Source organism: Thermus sp. CCB_US3_UF1 (assembly GCF_000236585.1).
In the GTDB taxonomy this organism is placed as follows: domain Bacteria; phylum Deinococcota; class Deinococci; order Deinococcales; family Thermaceae; genus Thermus.
This window is the reverse complement of the sequence record NC_017278.1, coordinates 914645-935477: the sequence shown is the minus strand read 5'-3', so window position 1 is coordinate 935477 and position 20833 is coordinate 914645. Positions and strand designations below refer to the sequence as shown.

Annotated in this window: 23 protein-coding genes; 9 read left to right on the top strand and 14 right to left on the bottom strand. The window is 68.7% G+C overall.

Translation table 11 applies throughout. The annotated features are described in order from the left end of the window. The first annotated feature begins 12 nt into the window (after window positions 1-12). From deoC to minC, 7 genes are read left to right on the top strand one after another with little or no spacing between them, the layout of a single operon-like run. A complete protein-coding gene (gene deoC / locus TCCBUS3UF1_RS04670; RefSeq protein WP_014515356.1) occupies window positions 13-684 on the top strand; it encodes a deoxyribose-phosphate aldolase in 672 nt (223 codons plus the stop codon). Further along, window positions 674-1786, top strand: a complete 1113-nt coding sequence (locus tag TCCBUS3UF1_RS04665; protein WP_155983261.1) for a phosphatidylserine/phosphatidylglycerophosphate/cardiolipin synthase family protein — start codon at window positions 674-676, stop codon at window positions 1784-1786. The genes deoC and TCCBUS3UF1_RS04665 overlap by 11 nt, the downstream gene beginning before the upstream one ends. Then, window positions 1762-2331, top strand: a complete 570-nt coding sequence (locus TCCBUS3UF1_RS04660; protein ID WP_014515354.1) for a nucleoside triphosphate pyrophosphatase — start codon at window positions 1762-1764, stop codon at window positions 2329-2331. Before TCCBUS3UF1_RS04665 ends, TCCBUS3UF1_RS04660 begins: the two co-directional genes overlap by 25 nt. Then, window positions 2328-3116, top strand: coding sequence for a rod shape-determining protein MreC (gene mreC / locus TCCBUS3UF1_RS04655; RefSeq protein WP_014515353.1), 789 nt, complete (start codon window positions 2328-2330; stop codon window positions 3114-3116). Before TCCBUS3UF1_RS04660 ends, mreC begins: the two co-directional genes overlap by 4 nt. Next, window positions 3113-3568 carry a rod shape-determining protein MreD gene (locus TCCBUS3UF1_RS04650; RefSeq protein ID WP_014515352.1) on the top strand — a complete coding sequence of 152 codons (456 nt, stop codon included), beginning with the start codon at window positions 3113-3115 and terminating at the stop codon, window positions 3566-3568. The genes mreC and TCCBUS3UF1_RS04650 overlap by 4 nt, the downstream gene beginning before the upstream one ends. Beyond that, window positions 3565-5316 (top strand): penicillin-binding transpeptidase domain-containing protein, encoded by a 1752-nt coding sequence (locus TCCBUS3UF1_RS04645; RefSeq protein WP_014515351.1) that lies wholly within the window; start codon window positions 3565-3567, stop codon window positions 5314-5316. Before TCCBUS3UF1_RS04650 ends, TCCBUS3UF1_RS04645 begins: the two co-directional genes overlap by 4 nt. A 9-nt stretch (window positions 5317-5325) precedes the next feature. Continuing rightward, window positions 5326-5853 carry a septum site-determining protein MinC gene (minC, locus tag TCCBUS3UF1_RS04640; RefSeq protein ID WP_014515350.1) on the top strand — a complete coding sequence of 176 codons (528 nt, stop codon included), beginning with the start codon at window positions 5326-5328 and terminating at the stop codon, window positions 5851-5853. Here the strand turns inward: minC and TCCBUS3UF1_RS04635 are convergent. The 9 genes from TCCBUS3UF1_RS04635 to TCCBUS3UF1_RS04595 all read right to left on the bottom strand — a co-directional run bounded on the left by TCCBUS3UF1_RS04635 (window position 5840) and on the right by TCCBUS3UF1_RS04595 (window position 12480). Then, complete coding sequence (locus TCCBUS3UF1_RS04635; protein ID WP_014515349.1) at window positions 5840-6277, bottom strand: DUF420 domain-containing protein; 438 nt, start codon at window positions 6275-6277, stop codon at window positions 5840-5842. The genes minC and TCCBUS3UF1_RS04635 overlap by 14 nt on opposite strands. Continuing rightward, the gene (locus TCCBUS3UF1_RS04630; RefSeq protein WP_014515348.1) at window positions 6274-6549 is read right to left on the bottom strand and encodes a hypothetical protein; all 276 of its coding nucleotides are present in this window, start codon (window positions 6547-6549) and stop codon (window positions 6274-6276) included. The genes TCCBUS3UF1_RS04635 and TCCBUS3UF1_RS04630 overlap by 4 nt, the downstream gene beginning before the upstream one ends. A 28-nt stretch (window positions 6550-6577) precedes the next feature. Continuing rightward, entirely contained in the window at window positions 6578-7150 is a 573-nt protein-coding gene (locus TCCBUS3UF1_RS11885; protein WP_041433763.1) for a hypothetical protein, read from the bottom strand. Window positions 7151-7233: 83 nt separating this feature from the next. Next, window positions 7234-8379: a bifunctional glutamate N-acetyltransferase/amino-acid acetyltransferase ArgJ gene (argJ, locus tag TCCBUS3UF1_RS04620; RefSeq protein ID WP_014515346.1), complete on the bottom strand. Its 1146-nt coding sequence runs from the start codon at window positions 8377-8379 to the stop codon at window positions 7234-7236. After that, the gene (gene argC / locus TCCBUS3UF1_RS04615; protein WP_155983314.1) at window positions 8370-9407 is read right to left on the bottom strand and encodes an N-acetyl-gamma-glutamyl-phosphate reductase; all 1038 of its coding nucleotides are present in this window, start codon (window positions 9405-9407) and stop codon (window positions 8370-8372) included. The genes argJ and argC overlap by 10 nt, the downstream gene beginning before the upstream one ends. Window positions 9408-9455: 48 nt before the next feature. Beyond that, on the bottom strand, window positions 9456-10361 hold the full coding sequence (gene argF, locus TCCBUS3UF1_RS04610) for an ornithine carbamoyltransferase (protein WP_014515344.1): 906 nt from the start codon (window positions 10359-10361) through the stop codon (window positions 9456-9458). A 44-nt stretch (window positions 10362-10405) separates the two neighbouring features. Then, entirely contained in the window at window positions 10406-11089 is a 684-nt protein-coding gene (gene bshB1 / locus TCCBUS3UF1_RS04605) for a bacillithiol biosynthesis deacetylase BshB1 (protein WP_014515343.1), read from the bottom strand. Then, on the bottom strand, window positions 11082-11687 hold the full coding sequence (plsY, locus tag TCCBUS3UF1_RS04600) for a glycerol-3-phosphate 1-O-acyltransferase PlsY (protein WP_014515342.1): 606 nt from the start codon (window positions 11685-11687) through the stop codon (window positions 11082-11084). The genes bshB1 and plsY overlap by 8 nt, the downstream gene beginning before the upstream one ends. A 10-nt stretch (window positions 11688-11697) precedes the next feature. Then, window positions 11698-12480, bottom strand: a complete 783-nt coding sequence (locus TCCBUS3UF1_RS04595; RefSeq protein ID WP_014515341.1) for an ABC transporter permease — start codon at window positions 12478-12480, stop codon at window positions 11698-11700. A 23-nt stretch (window positions 12481-12503) separates the two neighbouring features. Between TCCBUS3UF1_RS04595 and TCCBUS3UF1_RS04590 the strand changes: the two genes are divergently transcribed. Together TCCBUS3UF1_RS04590 and TCCBUS3UF1_RS04585 are read left to right on the top strand one after the other, a co-directional pair. Then, a complete protein-coding gene (locus tag TCCBUS3UF1_RS04590) occupies window positions 12504-13505 on the top strand; it encodes an ATP-binding cassette domain-containing protein (protein ID WP_014515340.1) in 1002 nt (333 codons plus the stop codon). Further along, complete coding sequence (locus TCCBUS3UF1_RS04585; RefSeq protein WP_014515339.1) at window positions 13502-14278, top strand: ABC-2 family transporter protein; 777 nt, start codon at window positions 13502-13504, stop codon at window positions 14276-14278. Before TCCBUS3UF1_RS04590 ends, TCCBUS3UF1_RS04585 begins: the two co-directional genes overlap by 4 nt. 107 nt (window positions 14279-14385) lie before the next feature. Here TCCBUS3UF1_RS04585 and cimA read toward each other — a convergent pair whose 3' ends face one another. Genes cimA through ilvB form a run of 5 tightly spaced genes read right to left on the bottom strand, consistent with a single transcriptional unit; the run spans window position 14386 to window position 20821 of the window. After that, on the bottom strand, window positions 14386-15966 hold the full coding sequence (gene cimA / locus TCCBUS3UF1_RS04580) for a citramalate synthase (protein WP_014515338.1): 1581 nt from the start codon (window positions 15964-15966) through the stop codon (window positions 14386-14388). A 41-nt stretch (window positions 15967-16007) separates the two neighbouring features. Beyond that, entirely contained in the window at window positions 16008-17564 is a 1557-nt protein-coding gene (locus TCCBUS3UF1_RS04575) for a 2-isopropylmalate synthase (RefSeq protein WP_014515337.1), read from the bottom strand. 49 nt (window positions 17565-17613) lie between these two features. Next, the gene (ilvC, locus tag TCCBUS3UF1_RS04570; protein ID WP_014515336.1) at window positions 17614-18627 is read right to left on the bottom strand and encodes a ketol-acid reductoisomerase; all 1014 of its coding nucleotides are present in this window, start codon (window positions 18625-18627) and stop codon (window positions 17614-17616) included. Next, entirely contained in the window at window positions 18624-19136 is a 513-nt protein-coding gene (gene ilvN / locus TCCBUS3UF1_RS04565) for an acetolactate synthase small subunit (RefSeq protein WP_014515335.1), read from the bottom strand. Before ilvN ends, ilvC begins: the two co-directional genes overlap by 4 nt. After that, window positions 19133-20821, bottom strand: coding sequence for a biosynthetic-type acetolactate synthase large subunit (ilvB, locus tag TCCBUS3UF1_RS04560; protein WP_014515334.1), 1689 nt, complete (start codon window positions 20819-20821; stop codon window positions 19133-19135). Before ilvB ends, ilvN begins: the two co-directional genes overlap by 4 nt. Window positions 20822-20833 lie beyond the last annotated feature (12 nt).

Here is a 20833-nt window from a genome sequence, read left to right as displayed (position 1 = left end):
TGATGGCAGGGTATGGACCTGGCCGCCCACATCGACCACACCCTCCTCAAGCCCACCGCCACCCCCCAGGAGATCGGCAAGGTGGCGGAGGAGGCTTTGGCCTATGGCTTCTACGGCCTATGCATCCCCCCCAGCTACGTGGGGTGGGTGCGGGAACGCTACCCCCACGCCCCCTTCCGCCTGGTGACCGTGGTGGGCTTCCCCCTGGGGTACCAAGCCAAGGAGGTCAAGGCCCTGGAGGCCGCCTGGGCCTTGGCCCAGGGGGCGGACGAGGTGGACATGGTCATCCACCTGGGCCGGGCCCTGGCCGGGGACCTGGCCTACGTGGAGGAAGAGGTGCGGGCGGTGCGCCAGGCCGTGCCCAAGGCCGTGCTCAAGGTCATCCTGGAAACCGGGTATTTCACCCCGGAGGCCCTCCGGGGCGTGGCCGAAGCCGCCCTGAGGGGCGGGGCCGACTACCTCAAGACCTCCACGGGGTTTGGCCCCCGGGGGGCCAGCCTGGAGGACGTGGTCCTTTTGGCAAGCCTGGCCCAGGAACGGGCCCAGGTGAAGGCGGCAGGGGGGATCCGCGACCGGGAGACCGCCCTGCGCCTCCTGGAGGCGGGGGCCTCGAGGCTTGGCACCTCCAGCGGCGTGGCCCTGGTACGGGATGAGGTACGGGGTGCGGAGGGGCATGGGTACTAGAACCCTGGCCGGGCTTCCTGGGTACGTGGTCCTCCTCGTCCTCCTCCTGCTTTGGGCCTACCAGGAGCTGCGCGCCCCCGCTCCCCCGGCGGTGGAGGAAGGGGGGGCCGAGGTCTACTTCATGCCCGAGGGGGGGAAAGAGGCCAAGACCCGGCTCCTGGCCCTGATGGCCGGGGCTCAGGAAAGCCTGGAAGGGGCCTTTTACGAGTTCCGCGATCTGGAAGTGGCCCAAGGCCTCCTCGAGGCCCACCGGCGGGGGGTGCGGGTGCGCCTTTACGGGGAGAGCGACTACCGGGAGGACTTCCGCCGCTACCTGGTGGCGGCCTCCCTGGGGCAGAGGGAAGAGCCCCCCAGGGTGCCGCGGCGGGCCCTGGAGGAAGGGGTGAAGGCCCTCTCCCCAGGCTGCGAGGCCCTGGTGGGGATCTCCGTCTGCTACGACGAACGGGAGGGCTTCATGCACCACAAGTTCCTGGTGGTGGACGGAAAGGCCGTCTGGACGGGGAGCACCAACATGACCTGGAACGCCTTTGCCCGCAACAACGAAAACAGCCTCCTCCTCCCCTCCCCCACCCTGGCCCAGGGGTACGCCCGGGAGTTGGCCGCCCTCTTGGCCGGGGAAAAGGAAGGCCGTGGAGAACCCGTGGCCTTCGCCCTAGACGGGGTGGAAGGGGTGGCCTACTTCAGCCCCAAGGGCGGGGAAAAGGCCCGGGAGGCCCTCCTGGAACGCCTCCGCCAGGCCAGGGAGGAGGTCTTGGTGGCGGCCTTCGTCCTCACCGACCCCCAGGTGGTGGCCGCCTTGCGGGAGGCCCAGGCGCGGGGGGTGAGGGTCCTGGTCCTCCTGGAGCGGCGCAACCTCAAGGACAGCCGGGAAGAGGCCCTCCTGGAGGGGGGCCTCGAGGTGCGCCAGGACGCCAACCCCTACACCCTGCACCACAAGGTGATGGTCCTGGACCGGACCTGGGTGGTCACGGGCAGCTACAACTTCTCCCTCCGGGCCTGGCAGGTGAACAACGAAAACCTCCTGGTCCTCAAGAGCCCGGCCCTGGCGGAACGCTACCGGGAGGAGGTCCTGCGGTTATGGGAGGCGGGGGAGCCCCTTTAGTCCTCACCCTGGCCTCGGGAAGCCCTCGCCGGAGGGCCCTGCTGGAGGCCCTGGGCTACCCCTTGCGGGTGGTGCCCCCGCGGGTGGCGGAGGAGGGGCTTGCCCTGCCCCCTTGGGAGCTGGCCCTGGCCCTGGCCTGGCGCAAGGGGGAGAGCGTGGCCGGGGCGTGGGTGCTGGCGGCGGACACCGTGGTGGACCTGGAGGGGGAGGCCTTGGGTAAGCCCAAAGACCCCGAGGAAAACCGGGCCTTTTTGCGCCGCCTTTCGGGCCGGGAGCACCGGGTGCACACCGGCCTCTACCTGCGCACCCCCCAGGACACCGTGCTGGAGGTGCACACCGCCAAGGTGCGCTTCCGCCCCCTCTCCGAGGAGGAGATCGCCTGGTACGTGGCCAGCGGGGAGGGCCTGGACAAGGCGGGCGGGTACGGGGCCCAGGGCCTGGGCATGGCCCTCCTGGAGGGGGTGGAGGGGGATTTCTACACCGTGGTGGGCCTGCCCGTGGCCCGGGTCTTCGCCCTGCTTTGGGCAAGGGGGTTCCGGCCATGAGCGAGGTGGCCCTGCGCCGCATCCTTTTCCTCCTCCTCCTGGCCTTGGGGCTCGGCCTGGCCGCCCTCACCCGGCCCCTGGCCCCCCGGGTGGCCCTCGCCCTCTCCCCCCTCACCGCCCCCTTGCCCACCCTGGGCCACCGCCTGGGGCAAAACCTCAGGGCTGGCCTGAGCGCCCTCCTGGAGCGGCGGGACCTCTACCAGGAGGTGCGGGGGCTAAGGGATCAGGTAAGCGCCCTGGAGATGGAAAACCGCCAGCTGCGCCTGGAGGTGGAGCGCCTCTCCCGGGCCCTGGAGGTGCGCAAGGCCCAGGCCCCCGGGGTGGTGGCGGTGGCCCCGGTGGTGGGGGAGGACCTCTCCGGCCTCTACCGCCGTCTCCTCCTGGGCCTAGGGGAACAGGACGGCCTCAGGCCCGGCATGCCCGTAACCGCCCCCGAGGGCCTGGTGGGCCTGGTGGTGGAGGTGGAGGCGCGGCGGGCCCTGGTGCGCACCCTCCTGGACCCGGAAAGCCAAGTAGGGGTGCGCCCGGAAAAGGCCCCGGGCCGGGGCATCGCCCGGGGCGCCCCCCCTGACCACCTGGTGGCCGAGTTCCCCCCCACGGTCAAGGTGGCCCCGGGGGACCTCCTCCTTACCGGCACCCCCTTGGGCCTCTTCCCCGACGGCATCCCCGTGGGCCGGGTGGAGCGGGTGGAGCGGGTCCAAGGGGGCCTGAAGCAGCGGGCCTGGGTACGGCCTTTGGTCCAGCTTTCCCTTCTGGAGGAGGTGATGGTGCTCAGGCCCCTATGAAGCCCCTCCTCGGCCTCCTCGCCACCCTCTTCCTCGCTGGCCTTTTGGGAGGGCTCTGGCCTCAAGGTCTCCCGGCCCCCGATCTTTTCCTAGTCCTGGCCCTCCTTTACGCCCGTAGCGCCCCCTACTACCTGGGCCTGCCCGCCGCCTTCGCCTTGGGGCTTCTGCAGGACCTCCTGGGCTTTGGGCTTCTGGGCCTGCACGGGGTGGGCCTACTGAGCGCCGCCTACGCCCACTACGCGGCCAGCCGCCGCCTGGTGGCGGGGGAGGCCCCGGGGGCCTTCCTCGCCTTCCTTTGGGCCTTTTTGGCCAAATGGACGGGGTACTTCCTGGTGGCCTACTGGCTCAGGCTGGAGCTTCCCCCCCTTGCCCCCCTGGACCTCCTGCTGGAGGGCCTCCTGACCTTTCCCCTCTTCCTTCTCGCCCTCCGCTTCCTCCCCTCCAAGCGATGACCGGCCGGCTTTACGCCCTCATCCTCTTTTTCCTGGTGGCCTTTGGCCTCCTGGCCTTGCGCACCTGGCAGCTCCAGGTGCTGGAGCATGAGAAGTACGCCCTAAGGAGCCAGGGCAACTACCTCAAGACCGAGGGCATCCCCGCCCCCCGGGGCCGGATCCTGGACCGCAAGGGCCGGGTGATCGCCCAGGACCGGCTGGTGGTGGACCTGGTGTACGAGGGGGGGGAGGTCCCTTTCCAGGAGCGCCTCCTCCCCCTCCTGGGCCTTAGCGCGCTACCCCCCGTCAAGGGCCCCACGGTCCTCAAGGCCGGGGTCCCCGAGCACCTTCTCCCCACCCTGGCCGAGCTCACCGCGGGGCAGAAGAACCTGAAGCTGGTGGAGCGGATTGAGCGCCACTACCCTAACCCCATCTCCGGCCCCGTGCTGGGGTACGTGCTCCAGGCCAACGCGGAGCAGGTGAAGCAGGGGTACAGCCCGGACGAGCAGGTGGGCCAGGCGGGCCTCGAGGCCGCCCTGGAAACCTACCTCCGGGGCAAGCGGGGGGTAAGGGCGGTGGAGGTGAACGTCCGGGGGGAAAGGCTCCGGGAAAGCATCCTGGAGGAGCCAACCCCGGGGCAGGACGTGGTCTTGACCCTGGACCTGGACCTGCAACGGGCGGCGGAAAAGGCCCTGGAGGAGGCCCTAGCCGACATCAACGCCGGGCGGCGGCAAAAGGGCCTGCCCCCGGCCACCCGGGTCAAGGGGGCCATCGTGGCCCTGGACCCCAGGACCGGGGAGGTTCTGGCCATGGCCAGCGCCCCTTCCTTTGACCCCAACCTCTTCGCCCGCCGCCCCGTACCCCAGGAGGTCCAGACCCTTTTGCAGGACAAGGACTTCCCCCTCCTCAACCGGGCGGTCCAGCCCTACACCCCAGGCTCCACCTTCAAGTTGGCCACCAGCTACGCCCTTCTGGAAGAGGGGTACGTGAACCCCTCCACCTCCTTCCGCTGCAGCCCCTACCTGGTCTACGGGGGCCAGGTGCGGCGCAACTGGGCCGGCTACGACATGGGCCCCATGACGGTGAAGGAGGCCATCGCCTGGAGTTGCAACACCTGGTACTACCAGGCGGTGGCCCAGGACCCCCTAGGGGTGGTGGACCGCCTAGCAGCCCGGGCCCGCCTTTTGGGCCTAGGGGAGGCCACGGGGCTGGAGATCGCCGAGCGCGCGGGCCTCCTGCCCACCCGGGCCTGGAAGCGGGAAACCTTTGGCGAACCCTGGTACCCTGGGGAAACCCTTTCCGTGGCCATCGGCCAAGGGCCCGTCCTGGCCACCCCGGCCCAGGTGGCCCGGATGCTGGCCACCCTCGCCAACGGGGGGCAAAAACCCAGCCTCCACCTGGTGAAGCAGGTGGGCCAGAAAACCCTCCGCCCCCGCCTGGCCCCGGTTCCTGGGCGCTTTTGGCAAACCCTACAGGAAGGCTTGCGAAAAACGGTGAAGGAGGGCACCGCCCGCCACGTGCTGGGAAGCTTCCCCGTGCCCACCGGGGGCAAGACGGGCACCGCGGAAACCCCCGGCAAACGGGCGGGCCTGGAACACGCCTGGTACATGGGCTACGGCCCCGCGGAACCCGGCGCCCCCTACCCCCCTTTGGTGGTGGTGGCCTTTTTTGAAAACGGCGGGGAGGGCAGCCGCGTGGCCCTGCCCGCGGTGCGCAAGGTGATGGCCGCCTACTGGGGCATCTCCAAGGAAGAGGCACAGGACCGGTAGAATAAGCCCATGCGCCTCCGCGCCACCCCCAAGGCCCTGGCCCTGCGCCTAGACGGCGGGGAAACCCCGGAGGAGATCCGCGCCCTGCGGCTGCCCGAGGGGCTGCCCCTCGAGGTGGAGGTGGCCGGTCCGGTCTCGGGGGAAACCCTAGAGGCCCTCCTTGGCCTGGGACGGCCCCTTCGGCTTCTGCCCCCTCGAGGGCGCACCCCCTTGGGTACCCTGGTCCTCCACAAAACCCTGCGCTCAGGGGAACGGGTGGAGCACCCCGGGACCGTGGTGGTCCTGGGGGACGTCAACCCGGGGGCCGAGGTGGTGGCAGGCGGGGACGTGATCGTGGTGGGCAAGCTTCGCGGCCTGGCCCACGCCGGGGCCTCGGGGGACGAGGAACGCTTCATCTTCGCCCTGGCCTTGGCCGCCAAGCAGGTGCGCATCGGGCCCCACCTGGCCCAAGCCCCCGAAGGGGAGGAAACCCAGGGCCCCGAGCTGGCCCGGGTCCAGGAGGGGCGGATCGTGGTGGAACCCGCTAAAAAGCGATAGTGCCCGTGTCCACCCCGTAGCGCTTCAGGACCAAGTAGATGACCCAGCCCGTAAGGGCCACGTAAAGCCAGATGGGCACCAGAACCTTGGCCCAGCGCTTGTGCAGGGAAAACTCCCCCCGAAAGGCCCGCCAGATCACGTAAAGGGCCAAGGGACCGTTGAGGGCGGCCAGGAGGGTGTGGGTGATGAGGATGAAGTAATAGGCCCCCCGCCAGGCCTCAGGCCCGCCGTAGGCCGTGGTCCCGTAAAGGGCCCACTTGCTGAGGTAAGAGACCAGGAAAAGCGCCGCCAAAGCGGTGGCCAGCAGCATGGCCCGGTGGTGCCAAACCCGCTCCTGCCGGCGTATGAAGACCACCCCCACCACCAAGGCCAGACCGGAAAGCACGATGCTCCATACCGCGAAAAGCCCAAGGAGTTCCTTCATACCTCTTCTCCCAGACGCTCAGCCAGTAGGCGCACAGGCTCCAGCCGGGCCGTGCGGGCGTAGCTGTAGCCAAGCAGGTAATCGCCAGGATCCCGCAAAAGCTGATAAAGCCTCAGGTAGGCCACCGCCAGAAGCCCATCCCGCTCCCGTCCTGGGGGCAGGCGGTGCAGGAGGTGGAGGATTTCCCGAAAGCGGCCCACCTGGTCCGCCTGGATCGGGGTTTCCCGCAGGGCCTTGGCCAGGTCCACCAGGGTGTCCTTCGCCTCCCGCATGCCGCCAGGCAGTCTACCACACCCCCCCTTAGGGAATACGGCGCGCAGAACGGTTCCCCGCCGCATCCACGGCCACCAGCACCGCTCCCGGGGGAACCTCGGCCAGAAACACCACCTCGGGCCCCTTGGGTAGGGAAAGGGGGGTAAACCTCTTCCCCACCTGCACCGCCACCCGGTCCACCCCCAGGTTGTCCTCCACCCGGCCGCTCACCCGGTAGAGGCCGCCCTCCCGCTCCACCCGCTCCAAAAGGATGCGGGGAGGGGCGGCATCCAGCTCCAGGGGAATGCGCCGCTCCGCCCGGTTGCCCTGGGCGTCCACCGCTTCCAGAAGGAGCTCCACCCGCCCCGAGGCCGGGGCCTGCAGGCGGAAGCGGAAACGGACCAGCTTGTTTCCCTTTTCCCCCGCAGGCAACACCTCCTGGCCGCTGGCCCGCACGCTCGCCACCCCGGAGGGGTCAAAGGCGTAGCCCTCCACGGAAAGGGTCCGGCCCGAAGCCACCCCACCCCCTGCGGGCTGAACCAGGCCCACCTCGGGCGGGGCGGTATCGGGACGAGCGCAAGCCGCAAGGAAGAGAAGAAACAGGAGGGGACGCCTACGCATCCCCTCCATGTTAGCCTAGCGGAAGATCACCCCTACCCGGCCGGCCAAGTCTGGTCCAATCCCGCGCCAACTCTCCTCAAAGCTCAGGTGGTGTACAGGGCGTTGATCCGCACGTACCCCTCGGTGAGGTCACACCCCCAGGCCACGCCTTCCCCTTCCCCCTCCTCGAGGTCCACCAGGACCTCCACCTCCTCGGCCCGCATGGCGGCGCTGGCCGCCTGGCGGTCAAAGGGCAGCACGCCCCCCGCATACAGGGGGATGCCCTGGAGGGCGATGCGCACCCGGAAGGGGTCAAACCGGGCCCCCGAGTTCCCCAAGGCCGCGAGGATTCGCCCCCAGTTGGGATCGTTGCCGTAGAGGGCGCTTTTCCAAAGGGCGCTCCCCGCCACGGCCCGAGCGGCCCTGCGGGCCTCCTCCTCCGTGGCCGCCCCCCTCACCCGCACCACCAGGAGCTTGGTGGCCCCTTCCCCATCCCGGGCGATCTTACGGGCAAGCTCCTGGGCCACGGCCTCTACCGCCTGGAAAAGGGCCTCCAGGGGTACCTCGCCCGAGGCCCCGTTGGCCATGAGGAGGGCCAGGTCGTTGGTGGAGGTATCCCCGTCCACGGTCACCTGGTTGAAGGTGCGGTCCACAATCCCCCGCCAGGCCGCCCTTAGGGCCTCCTGGGGCACCTTGGCATCGGTGACCACGAAGGCCAGCATGGTGGCCATGTTGGGGTGGATCATGCCGCTGCCCTTGGCGATGCCCACCACCTTGGCCCCCGCCACCTCCGCCTCGGCCACCTTGGGGACCAGGTCGGTGGTGAGGATGGCCTCGGCAAAGGGGTCGGCCAAGGGCTCCAGGGGGATCTGGGGCAGGCCCGCTTCCACCCTCTCCAGGGGTAAGGGCACCCCGATCACCCCCGTGGAGGCGGTGAGGACCTCCTCGGGGCGAAGGGTCAGCCGAAGGGCGGCGAGCTCCGCCATCCGCGCATCGTCCCTAACCCCTCGTTCCCCCGTGGCGCAGTTGGCGTTGCCGGCGTTCACCACCACCGCCCGCAAGGCCCCCCCCGCGGCGTAAAGCCTTCGGCCCCGGTGGATGGAAGGGGCCGCGGCCCGGTTCTGGGTGGCCGCGTAGGCCCAAGCGGCGGGCAGGCCGGAAACCAGAAGGGCCAGGTCCGGCTTGCCGGAAGGCTTGATCCCCGCCCGGGTGGCCCCGGCGCGGAAGCCCCTGGGGAGCTTTACGGCCATATTCCCTCCTTGGGCAGAGCGGTTTCCTCGGGGAAGCCCAGCATAAGGTTCAGGTTCTGCACAGCCTGGCCCGCCATACCCTTCACCAGGTTATCCAGGGCGGCGAAGACCAGGACCCGGCCCGTGCGCGCCTCGTAGAGGGGCTTCAGGTCCACCCGGTTGCTGCCCAGGGTGCCCTTGGTTTCGGGAAGGCGGTCCAGAACCCGCACGAAGGGCTCTTGGGCGTAGAAATCCCGGTAAAGGGCCTGAAGAAGCCCCTGGTTCCAATCCCCTTCCACCTCGGCCTCGGCGGTGACCAGGATGCCCCGGGTCATGGGCACCAGGTGGGGGGTAAAGGAGAGGCGCACCTCCTTGGCCTCCCCGTGGGTACGCACCGGCCTCCCCTGGGCCAGGAGGCGGCCCAGGTTCTGTTCCATCTCCGGGATGTGCCGGTGGGTGCCCCCTGCCTTGTAGGGCTTCAGGTTCTCGTTCACCTCCGCGAAAAAGGTCCCCTCCCCTTCGCGCCCGGCCCCTGAGACCCCGCTCAGGCCCACCAGGAACCCCCCCTTTAGGACCCCTTCCGCGGCCAGGGGAGCCAGGGCCAAGGTGGCGGCGGTGACGTAGCACCCGGGATTGGCCACCAGGCGGGCCCCCTGGAGCTCCTGGCGGTGAAGCTCGGGCAGGCCATACACCGCTTCTTGGTAGGCCTCGGGGCTTTGGTGGCGGATGCCGTACCAGGCCTCGTAGACCCCGGGGGGCAGGCGGAAGTCCCCGGAAAGGTCAATGACCCGCTTCCCGGCCCGTAAGGCCTCAGGCGCGATCCCCATGGCCAGGCCGTTGGGCAGGGCCAGGAAGACCACCTCCGCCCTTTCCAACACCTCCTCCTGGGAAAGGAAGAGCCGTTCGTCCCAAAGCTGCGGCCAGGCGGCAGAAAGGGACCTGCCCTCGTGCTTGCGGCTGGAAAACCCCACCAGTTCCACGCCGGGGTGGGCCTTGAGCAGGCGGAGGAGCTCCGCTCCCCCATACCCGGAGGCGCCCAGGATACCCACCCTTACCACGGTGCCCCCCATAAAGAGCGATAAGGGCAGACCATACCCCTAGCCTAGCAGGGTGAGGAGCACGGCCTTGGCGGTGTGGAGGCGGTTTTCCGCCTGGTCAAAGACCCGGCTCCGCTCCCCGTGGACGGCCTCTTCCGTGGTCTCCTCCCCGTAATGGGCGGGCAGGCAGTGGAGGAAAACCCCCTGGGGGTGGATGAGGGCCAGGAGTTCCCCGTTGACCTGGAAGCCCTGGAAATCCCGGAGGCGCTTTTCCCGCTCCGCCTCCTGGCCCATGCTGGTCCAGACATCGGTGTACAGGGCGTGGGCGCCGAAGGCGGCTTCCTTGGGGTCGTGGGTCAGGAAGGCCCCCGCCCGCTGGAGGAGATGGGGGTCGGGCTCGTACCCTTTGGGGGTGGCCACCCGCACCCTAAGCCCCACCAGGGGGGCGACTTCCAAAAGGGAGGCCAGGACGTTGTTGCCGTCCCCAATCCAGGCCACCTCGAGGCCCGCAAGCCCGCCGAAGACCTCCTTGAGGGTGAGGAGGTCAGCCAGGGCCTGCAAGGGGTGGGCGCGGTCGGAAAGGGCGTTCACCACGGGGATGCGGGCGTGGCGGGCCAGCTCCTCCACGGTCTCGTGCCGGTACACCCGGGCAGCGATCCCCTCCACGAAGCGCTCCAGGTTCTTGGCCACATCCTGTACCGGCTCCCGCTCCCCAATGCCCACCTGCTTCTGGTCCAGGTAGACCGCATGCCCCCCCAGGTGGACCATGGCCACCTCGAGGGTGGTGCGGGTGCGCAAGGAGGGCTTCTCAAAGAGGAGGGCCAGGACCTTCCCCCTAAGCTCCTCCCCCCGGTAGCGCTCCCGCTTAAGCCGTTCCGCCAAGGCCAAGAGGGCCTCAATCTCCTTGCGGCCATGGGCCGAGAAGTCCAACAAGTCCTTGGGCCGGGTAAGGGGGTCTCCCGCCATGAGGCTTATAGGATACCCCGAGCTTGCAAAGTTATGCAAGCCCCTCAGGCCCGGTTCCAAGGCACATACAAGGGGGGCAGGGGGCTCACGAAGGGCTCGGCGTAGTCCACCCCCAGGTAGTTCCCCCAGTGGCGCCGGAGGGCCTTCCTGGCCTCCACCCCCTTGGGCCCCACGGTTTCGCTGGCCGCCTCCCCGGAGAACTGGCTGCGGTAGGCCAGGACGGCGGCCTCCCAGCGGTCAATAAAGGCGGAGATCTTCACCAGGAAGCTGGGGGTAAAGGGATGGTTCCCGGGGTAGAAGAAGAGCCGCTCCACCCGGTGGGGCTCCCCTTCCAGGGGGGCCCTTTTCAGCCCCGCCAGGTGGACCGCGGCCACCGCCAGGCGGCTTGCGGCGGTGTGGTCGGGGTGGCGGTCGGCCTCCAGGGGGGCCAGGAGGATCCTTGGCCTAAGCCGCCTCAAGGCCTCGGCCAGCTTCAGGCGCTGCTCGGGGAGGTCGGCCAAGCCCCCGTCGGGGAGGAGGAGGTTACCCCGGAAGTCCAGGCCCAGGATGCGGCTTGCCTCCCGCACCTCCTCCTCCCGCACCTCCGGGGTGCCCTTGGTGCCCATCTCCCCCCGGGTGAGGTCCAGAATCCCCGTGGAAAGCCCCTCGGCCTTGGCCCGGGCCAGGGTGCCCCCGCATCCCAGCTCCCCATCGTCGGGGTGAGGGGCCACCACCAAAAGGTCAAGCACCCCCCACCTCCACCCGCTCGCCCAGGCGCCGCTCCGTGCCCGCCTGCAGGCGCCTCAGGTTCTCCCGGTGGGTCCAGAAGATGAGGAGGGCCATGAGGGCCACCGTGGCGGCCAACCAGGGGGGGCGGCCCAGAGCCAGGGCCAACACGGTGGCCGCCACCCCCCCGGTCATGCTCCCGGCGGAAACATACCGGGTGAGGAGCATGACGGAAAGGCCGATGGGCAGGGTCCAAAGGGCCAGCGCCGGGTCCAGGAAGAGCAGGGTGCCAAAGCTGGTGGCCACCCCCTTCCCCCCCCGGAAGCCCAGGAACAAGGAGTAGTTGTGCCCCAGCACCGCCGCCAGGGCCACCCCCCCCAAGAGCCACCCCTCGAGGCCCACCGCCCGGGCGATGAGCACGGCAATCCCTCCCTTGAACACGTCAAAAAAGGCCACCACCAGGGCCGGTCCCAGCCCCAAGGTCCTGAGGACGTTGGTGGCCCCGATGTTGCCCGAGCCCACCTTGCGGATGTCCACCCCGTAGGTCCTGGCCACCAGGACCCCAGCCGGGACGGAACCGAACAGGTAGGCCAGGAGCAGGATGATCGCCACCGAAGCCATGGCCTGGATTTTAACTGCTGGCGGAGGTGTAGCTCCTGAGGGCCAGGCGGAAAAAGCCCCGGGAGAGGAGAAAAAGGGCCAAGGTGGCCCCCGCCGCCCCCCAAAGCCCCTGGCCCCTGCCCAAGGCCGCCTCCGCGGGAACCGTGGTGAGGAAGGCCACGGGCACCACAAAGGTGAAGAAAACCCGGTACAGGGCCGGGTAGGCGGAGGCGGGGAAGCGGCCCGCCTCCAAAAGGCCCCGCAGGACCTCGGTGACGTTGTAAATCTTCACGAACCAGATGCTGGTGGTGGCCAGGAGGAACCAGAGACTATAGAGCATCACCCCCCCCAAGGCGGCGTAGAGGGCAAAGAGGAGGTAGTCGCCCAAGGCCAGGCCCAGCCGCACCCCACCCCAAAGGAGAAGGCCAAGCCCCAAGAGGAAATCCCCCAGGCCCCAAGGGGAAAACGCCCTCAAGGAGAGCCAGAACTGGGGATCCACGGGCTTGAGGAGGACGAAGTCCAGGGTACCCTGTTGCACGTGTTCCACGATCTTGTTGAGGTTGGGGGCCAGAAGGGTGCTGGCCAGGCCCTGGAGCAAGGTGAAAGCCGCCAGGACCAAAAGGGCCTCCTCCCAGGCCCACCCTCCCGGCCGGTACCCCCCCTGGTAGAGGAGCCCCAGGCCAAAAAGGGCCCCCAGGAGGGTGAGGAAGGAGGAAAGGAGGCCCAGGAGGAAGTTCAGGCGGTACTCCATCTCCGCCGCCAAGGAAAGGCGCAAAAAGAGGAGGAAAACCCGCAGGTAGCGCACGGGGACCATTACACCACGGGTAGACTGGAAGGGTGCGCGACGAGGCCCACATCCTGGCGCAGGACCTCACCAAGCACTACCGGGTGGCCCGGAAAGAGGAAAGCCTGGCGGCCACCCTGCGCCACTTCCTCTTCCGGGAGTACCGCACGGTGCGGGCCGCGGAAGGGGTAAGCTTCGCCATCCCGCGGGGGGAGGTGGTGGGCTTCCTGGGGCCCAACGGGGCAGGCAAGACCACCACCTTGAAGATGCTCACCGGCCTCATCCACCCCACCCGCGGCCAGGCCCGGGTGGCCGGGCATATCCCCTGGCGGCGGGAAAAAGCCTTCCTGAAGAAGATCACCCTGGTGATGGGCAACAAGCAGCAGCTCATCTGGGACCTGCCCGCCATGGACACCCTCCGCCTGAACGCCGCCATTTACGAGGTCCCCGAGGGGGAGTTTCGCCGGCGGGTAGGGGAGCTTGCGGAGATGCTCTCCCTGGAGGGTAAGCTCCACCAGCCGGTGCGCAAGCTCTCCCTGGGGGAGAGGATGAAGGCCGAGCTTCTGGCCGCCCTCCTCCACCGCCCGGAGGTCCTCTTCCTGGACGAGCCCACCCTGGGCCTGGATGTGAACGCCCAGGTGGCGGTGCGGGAGTTCATCCGGGAGTACAACCGCCGCCACGGGGCCACGGTCCTCCTCACCAGCCACTACATGGCCGATATCGCCGCCCTGTGCGCCAGGGTGTTGGTGATCCACCAGGGAAGGCTCCTTTACGACGGGGAGCTAGAGGGCCTCACGGAGCGCTTCGCCCCTTACCGGGAGGTGGGGCTTACCCTGGCCCGCCCCCTGCCCAAGGAGGCCCTCCTCCCCTTCGGAGAGGTACGGGAACTTTCGGGGCAAGAGGCCAGGCTCCTCGTTCCCCGAGAGAGGCTTACGGAACGGGTGGCGGAGATCCTGCGGAGGCTTCCCGTGGAGGACCTCGAGGTCCGCGAACCCCCCCTGGAGGAGGTGATCGCCCGGGTGTTCCAAAGCCCGGCCCCGGTGGAGGAAGGATGAGGAAGGCCAAGACCCTGCTTTCCGTCTACCTGGCCTACATGCTGGAATACCGGGCCGAGCTTTTCCTCTGGGCCCTGGCCGGGGCCCTGCCCCTCATCCTCCTCGGGGTGTGGACCGAGGCCGCCCAAAGCGGGGCCTTCCCCCTCTCCCCCGGGGAGTTCGCCCGCTACTTCCTCATGGTCTTCTTGGTGCGCCAGGCCACGGTGGTCTGGGTGGTGTGGGAGTTTGAGCGGGACGTGGTGGAGGGGAGGCTCTCCTTCCGCCTCCTGAGGCCCCTGGACCCCTTTTTTGAACACCTGGCGGCCCACGTGGCGGAAAGGCTGGCCCGGCTTCCCTTCGTGGTCCTCCTCACCCTCCTCTTCTTCCTCCTCTTCCCCGAGGCCCGCTTCACCCCGGAAGCCCTCCCCTTGGCCCTAGGGCTTTTGCTCACCGCTTTGGCCTTCCTCCTCCGCTACCTCATGCAGTACACCACCGCCATGCTCACCTTCTGGAGCGAGCGGGCTGCCGCGGTGGAGGAGGTTTTCTTCCTCCTCTACCTCTTCCTCTCCGGCACCATCGCCCCCCTGGAGGTCTTCCCCGAGCCCCTGCGCTCCCTTGCCCTCCTCACCCCCTTTCCCTACCTGGTCTACCTGCCTGCGGCCCTTTTGGCCGGGCAGGAAGTGGCCCTCTTCCCCGGGCTTTGGGTGATGCTCCTTTGGGGTGGGGCCTTCCTCCTCCTTTGGCGCCTCCTGTGGCGCCTGGGCCTCAGGCGCTACTCAGGGATGGGGGCCTAGGCGGGGATGAGCCCCACGGGACCCAAGCCTTTCCTGGCCGCGCTGCGCATGGACCACGTTGAAGGAGGCCCTGAGGGAAAAGGCCCCCATCGCCTTCCAGTCCGAGGTCAGGCTTCCTTAGGCCTAGCCTCCCGTAAGGGGTAGAGGAGGGCGTAGGCGTAGCCGTCGGTGAGGGCCTTCAGGGAGGCCTCGAGGATGTTCTCGCTGGCCCCCACGGTGGCGAAGCGCTCCTCCCCCCGTTTCATCTCGATCATCACCCGCACCCCGGAGTTGGTGCCCGCCTCCTGGCCGGAGAGGATGCGCACCTTGTAGTCCACCAGCTCCACGTCGGCCAGCTCCGGGTAAAAGCCCAAGACCGCCTTGCGGAAGGCCCGGTCCAGGGCGGAAACGGGGCCGAAGGGGCTCTCCGCGGCGGTGTGCTGCAGGCTCTCCCCCACCCGCACCCGCACCGTGGCCTCGGCCCAGGCGGTGGAAAGGCCCGAGCCGTGGACGAACACGGAAAACCCCTCCACGCTGAAGGGCAGGGCTCCGCCCTTAAGGCGGTAGGCCAGGAGGTAGAAGCTGGCCTCCGCCCCCTCAAAGGCGTAGCCCTCGTACTCCAGGGCCTTGACCTCGGAGAGGAGGCGCATGGCCTCCTCCTTGGAGAGGTCCACCCCCTGCTCCTGCAGCTTGGCCAGGAGGTTGGAGCGGCCAGCCACGTCGGAAACCAGAAAGCGCCGCCCGTTCCCCACCCACTCCGGGGGCAGGTGCTCGTAGGTGCGGGGGTTCTTGAGGACGGCAGAGACGTGCACCCCCGCCTTGTGGGCAAAGGCCGCCTCCCCCACGTAGGGGGCGCGGCGGTTGGGGGTCTGGTTGGCCCGCTCGTCCACGAAATGGGAGAGCTCCTTGAGGCCACGGAGCCTTTCAGGGGGCAGGGCGGGGATGCCGTACTTGAAGACCAGGGCGGGGAGGAAGCTGGTGAGGTTCAGGTTGCCGCACCGCTCCCCGTACCCGTTGATGGTGCCCTGGACGTGGGTGGCCCCAGCCCGCACCGCCGCCAGGGCGTTGGCCACGGCCAGTTCCGCGTCGTTGTGGGGGTGGATGCCCACCCTGACCCCGGGGAAGCGCTCCACCACCCCCTTGGTGATGGCGTAGACCTCCTCGGGCAGGGTGCCCCCGTTGGTGTCGCAGAGGACCAGGGTCTCGGCCCCGCCTTCCCGGGCAGCCTCGAGGGTGGCCAGGGCGTAGGCGGGGTCCTCCTTGTACCCATCAAAGAAGTGCTCGGCGTCATAGACCACCCGCCGGCCCCTGGCGGCGAAAAAGGCCACGGTATCCCGGATCATGGAGAGGTTCTCCTCCAAGGAGGTTTCCAGGGCCTCCAGCACGTGCAGGGTCCAGCTCTTGCCGAAGAGGACCACCACCGGGGTCTCGGCCTCCAGGAGGGCCAGGACCGAGGGGTCCTCCTCGGGAAGAAGGCCCTTCCGCCGGGTGGCCCCGAAGGCCGCCAGCCTGGCCGTCCCCAGGTCCACCCCCTTCATGCGGGCGAAGAACTCCGCGTCCTTGGGATTGGAGCCAGGCCAGCCGCCCTCAATCACGTGGATGCCGAAGGCCGCCAGGCGCTTGGCGATGGCCACCTTGTCGTCCACGGAGAGGCTAATCCCCTCCCCTTGCGTTCCGTCCCGTAGGGTGGTATCCAGGATCTCCACCATGGCCCCTCCCGGCCCCGCCCCCCGCCAGGGGGCGGGAGGGTTTAGACACCCCGCTGCACCTCCGCGATGGAAGGCGGGTGCCTGGTGGCCCGTCCCGAAGCCAGCTTGCCAGCGGCATCCAGGAAGGCCAGGGCGCTGGCCTCAATGATGTCCGGGGAAACCCCCACGCCCACGGCCTGGAGCTCCCCCAGCCGCAGGCGCACGGTCACCTGGCCCAGGGCCTCGGTGCTCCCCGTGATGGCCTCCACCCGGTAAAGCTCCAGCTCGGGCCTAAGGCCGATGGCCTCCTCCAGGGCCTTGTACACGGCATCCACCGGGCCATCCCCGGTATGGGTGGCCAACCTCTCCCCCTCCGGGGTCTTCACCTTCACCGTGGCCGTGGGCAGGAGGCCGGATCCGGAGAAAAACTGGACATGTTCCAGGGTAAAGAAGTGGGAGGCGGGCTCCCGCTCGCTTTCCACCAGGGCCTGGAGCTCCTCGGCGGAGAGGGGGCCCTTCTTCTCGGCGATCTCCTTGAAGCGGGCGAAAAGCTTCTTCAGCTCCTCCTCGGAAAGGTCCTTGTAGCCCAGGTCCTCGAGGGCCTTCTTGAAGGCCGCCCGGCCAGAGTGCTTGCCGAGAACGATCACCGCTGGCCGCCTGCCGATGAGCTCCGCGTCCATGATCTCGTAGGTGGAGCGGTGCTTCAGCACCCCATCCTGGTGGATGCCGGACTCGTGGGCGAAGGCGTTGTCCCCCACGATGGCCTTGTTGGGGGGGACGGGCATGCCGGTGTACCGCTCCACCAGGCGGGAAACCCGGTAGATCTCCCGGGTGTTGATCCGGGTGTAGGCCTTGTACCAGTCCCGGCGCACGTAGAGGGCCATGACCACCTCCTCCAAGGAGGTGTTCCCCGCCCGCTCCCCGATGCCGTTGATGGTGCACTCCACCTGGCCGGCCCCGTTTTCAATCCCCGCCAGGGCGTTGGCCGTGGCCAGGCCCAGGTCGTCGTGGGTGTGGGTGGAGATGATCACGTCCCGCCCCCGGACCACCTCGTCCCGGATGCGGCGGATCAGGGCCCCGTACTCCAGGGGAGTGCCGTAGCCGGTGGTGTCGGGGATGTTGATGGTGGTGGCCCCGGCCTCAATGGCCACCTCATAGAGGCGCTTCACGAAGTCCCACTCGGCCCGCATCACGTCCTGGGCGGAAAACTCCACGTCGTCCACGTAGCGGCGGGCGTAGCGGACCATCTGGTCCGCCATCTCCAAAACCTCCTCCTCCGTCTTCTTCAGCATGTGCTCCAGGTGGATCTTGGAGGCCGAGGTGAAGACGTGGATCCGGGGCTTTTCCGCCTTTTCCAAGGCCTTGGCCGCCTGGTCAATGTCCAAGGTGTGGGTGCGGGCCAAAGCGGCGATAACCGGGCCCTTGACCTCGGCGGCGATGCGGCGCACGGCCTCAAACTCCAAGGGCCCGGATACGGGGAAGCCCGCCTCAATGATGTCCACGTTGAGCCGGGCCAGGGCGTGGGCGATCTCCAGCTTCTGGTCCAGGGAAAGCGCTACCCCAGGGCTCTGCTCGCCATCCCGCAAGGTGGTATCGAAGATCCGGATGTGCCGCTCCATGTTTTTCCCTCCTAAAACCGCCAAAGGCCCCCCTTTGGGGGGCCTAGCCTTAGCCAACCTCCTGCAATACCTTGGCTTTCAGGAAGGGCATCATAGCCCGAAGCCTCGCCCCCACCTCCTCCAGGGGGTGCTCCTTCCAGCGCCTGCGGTTGGCCTCGAGGACCGGGCTTCCCACCTGGTTTTCCAGCATCCACTCCCGGGCAAACTCCCCGGTCTGGATCTGGCGCAGGATCTCCCGCATGCGGCGCTTGGTCTCCTCCACGGGCACCGCCACCTCCCCCCGGGTATAGTCCCCGTACTCGGCGGTGTTGGAGATGGAGTAGCGCATCCCGGCGAAGCCCGCCTCGTAGATCAGGTCCACGATGAGCTTCACCTCGTGGACGGTCTCAAAGTAGGCCATCTCCGGGGGATAACCGGCCTCCACCAGGGTTTCAAACCCTGCCTGGATGAGCCGGGTAAGGCCGCCGCAGAGCACCGCCTGCTCCCCGAAGAGGTCGGTTTCCGTTTCGTCCTTGAAGGTGGTGGGGATAACCCCGGCCCGGGCCGCCCCGATGGCCTTGGCGTAGGCCAACGCCGTGGGGAAGGCCGCCCCCGAGGCATCCTGGTGGACGGCCAAAAGGGCCGGTACGCCGCTTCCCCGCTGGTACTCGCTCCGCACCAGGTGGCCGGGCCCCTTGGGGGCCACCATCCAGACATCCAGGTCCCGCCTGGGCTTGATCTGGCCGAAGTGGATGTTGAAACCGTGGGCGAAGGCCAGGGCCGCCCCCTCCTTCAGGTGGGGCTCGATCTCCTCCCGGTAGACCCTCCCCTGCACCTCGTCGGGCAGGAGGACCATGACGATGTCCGCCTCCCTAACCGCCTCGGCCACGGGCAGCACCCTAAGCCCCGCGGCCTCCGCCTTGGCGAAGCCCTTGGAGCCCGGCCTCAGGCCCACCCGCACGTCCACCCCCGACTCCTTCAGGTTCAGGGCGTGGGCGTGCCCCTGGGAGCCGAAGCCCAAGACCGCTACCCTTTTGCCGAGGAGAAACCCCAGGTCCGCGTCGTGCTCGTAGTAGATCTTCATACCACCTCTCTCCTTTCCCTGACCTTAAGGGTCCTCTCGCCCCGGCTCATGGCCACGGCGCCGGTGCGCATGACCTCGAGGATCCCGTAAGGCCTCAGGGCCTCCACGAAGGAATCGATCTTGCGCGAGTCCCCGGTGAGCTCCAGGATCAGGGTCTTCTGGGCCACGTCCACCACCCGGGCCCGGAAGGCCTCCTGGATGTCCTTCACCGCCAGGCGCTCCTCCACCCCGGCCACGTGGACCTTGACCAGGCAGAGCTCCCGCTCCACGTGGGGCTCGGAGTGGTCCGTTACCTTCAGCACCTCAATGAGCCGGTTGAGCTGCTTCTCCACCTGCTCCAGGGTGCGGTCGTCCCCGGAGACCACCAGGCTGATGCGGGAAAGCCCTGGCTGGTGGGTGGTGCCCACGGCCAGGCTTTCCAGGTTGAAGCCCCTCCGGGCGAAGAGGCTGGTAATGCGGTTGAGAACGCGGGGATGGTCCTGCACCAGCACCGAGATCACATGCCTCACGCTTCCACCTCCTCCCGCTCCGCGGGGTTCTCCAGGATCATGTCCTCCGCTGCCCCCCCGGCGGGGATCATGGGGAAGACCCCCTCCTCGTGGTAGACCTTGAACTCCGCCACCACGGGGCCATCGGCGTGGAGCACCGCCTCCACCCCCTTCCTCAGGTCCTCCTTGCGCTCCACCCGGATGCCCCGGATCCCGTAGGCCTCGGCCAGGCGGGCAAAGTCGGGGTTGGAGTCCGCCAGGTAGACCTCGGAGTAGCGCTTGGCGTGGAAGAGGTCCTGCCACTGCCGCACCATGCCCAGGTAGCCGTTGTTGAGGATCACCACCTTCACGTCCAGCTTGTACTTGACCAGGGTGGCCAGCTCCTGCAGGGTCATCTGGAAGGAGCCGTCCCCGTCAAAGTCCAAGACCAGCTCCTCCGGCCGGGCCACCTTGGCCCCAATGGCGAAGGGGAGCCCCACCCCCATGGTGCCAAGCCCCCCGGAGGTGAGGAAGCTGCGGGGCCGGGTCACGGGGAAGAACTGGGCGGCGAACATCTGGTGCTGCCCCACCCCGGTGGTGACGATGGCGTGCCCCCCCGTGGCCTCAAAGAAGGCCCGGATCACCTCCTGGCTCTGCAGGTGGGGCTTGGGCTTCCAGCGCAAGGGGTGGCGGGTGCGCCACTCCTCCAGCTCCCGCCACCAGGTGGCAAGCTTCAGGGGCCTGGCCCCTTTCAGCATCTCCTTCAGGACCAGGCGGGCATCCCCCACGATGGGGATGTGGGTGCGCACCACCTTGCCGATCTCGGCGGGGTCAATGTCCACGTGGATGATGGTGTGGGCGTGGGGGGCGAAGCGGGACACCTTCCCCGTCACCCGGTCGTCAAAGCGGAGGCCGATGGCCAGGATCACGTCCGCGTGGTGGATGGCCCGGTTGGCGGCCACGGTGCCGTGCATCCCCGGCATCCCCAGCCAAAGGGGGTGGTTCCCGGGGAAAGCCCCCAGGCCCATCAGGGTGGTGATCACGGGAAGCCCCGTCTTCTCGGCGAAGGCCAGGAGCTCCCCGTGGGCGTGCTGGGCCCCACCCCCCACCATGAGGATGGGCCTTTCCGCCTTCTCCAAGGCCTCCAAGGCCCTTTCCACCTGTTTGGGGTGGCCCTTGGTGGTGGGCTTGTAGCCGGGAAGGTCCAGCTCCGCCTCAAAGCTGCCGGTGAACTCGGCCAGCTGCACGTCCTTGGGGATATCGATGAGGACCGGCCCCGGCCTGCCGGTGGCGGCGATGTGGAAGGCCTCCTTGACCACCCGGGGGATGTCGTTTGCGTCCTGCACCAGGTAGTTGTGCTTGGTGATGGGCATGGTCACCCCGGTGACGTCCGCCTCCTGGAAGGCGTCGGTGCCGATCAGGGCCCGGGGAACGTTCCCGGTGATGGCCACCACCGGGGTGGAGTCCATGAAGGCGTCGGCGAGCCCCGTGACCAGGTTGAGGGCCCCGGGGCCGCTGGTGGCCATCACCACCCCCACCCGGCCCGAGGCCCGGGCGTAGCCGGTGGCTGCGTGCACCCCCCCTTGTTCGTGCCGCACCAGGATGTGGCGGATGGGGCTGTCGTAGAGGGCGTCGTAGGTGGGCATGATGGCCCCGCCCGGGTGGCCGAAGATGACCTCCACCCCTTCCCGCTCCAGCGCCTTTAAGAGTGCCTCTGCTCCCTTCATCGCCCCCTCCTA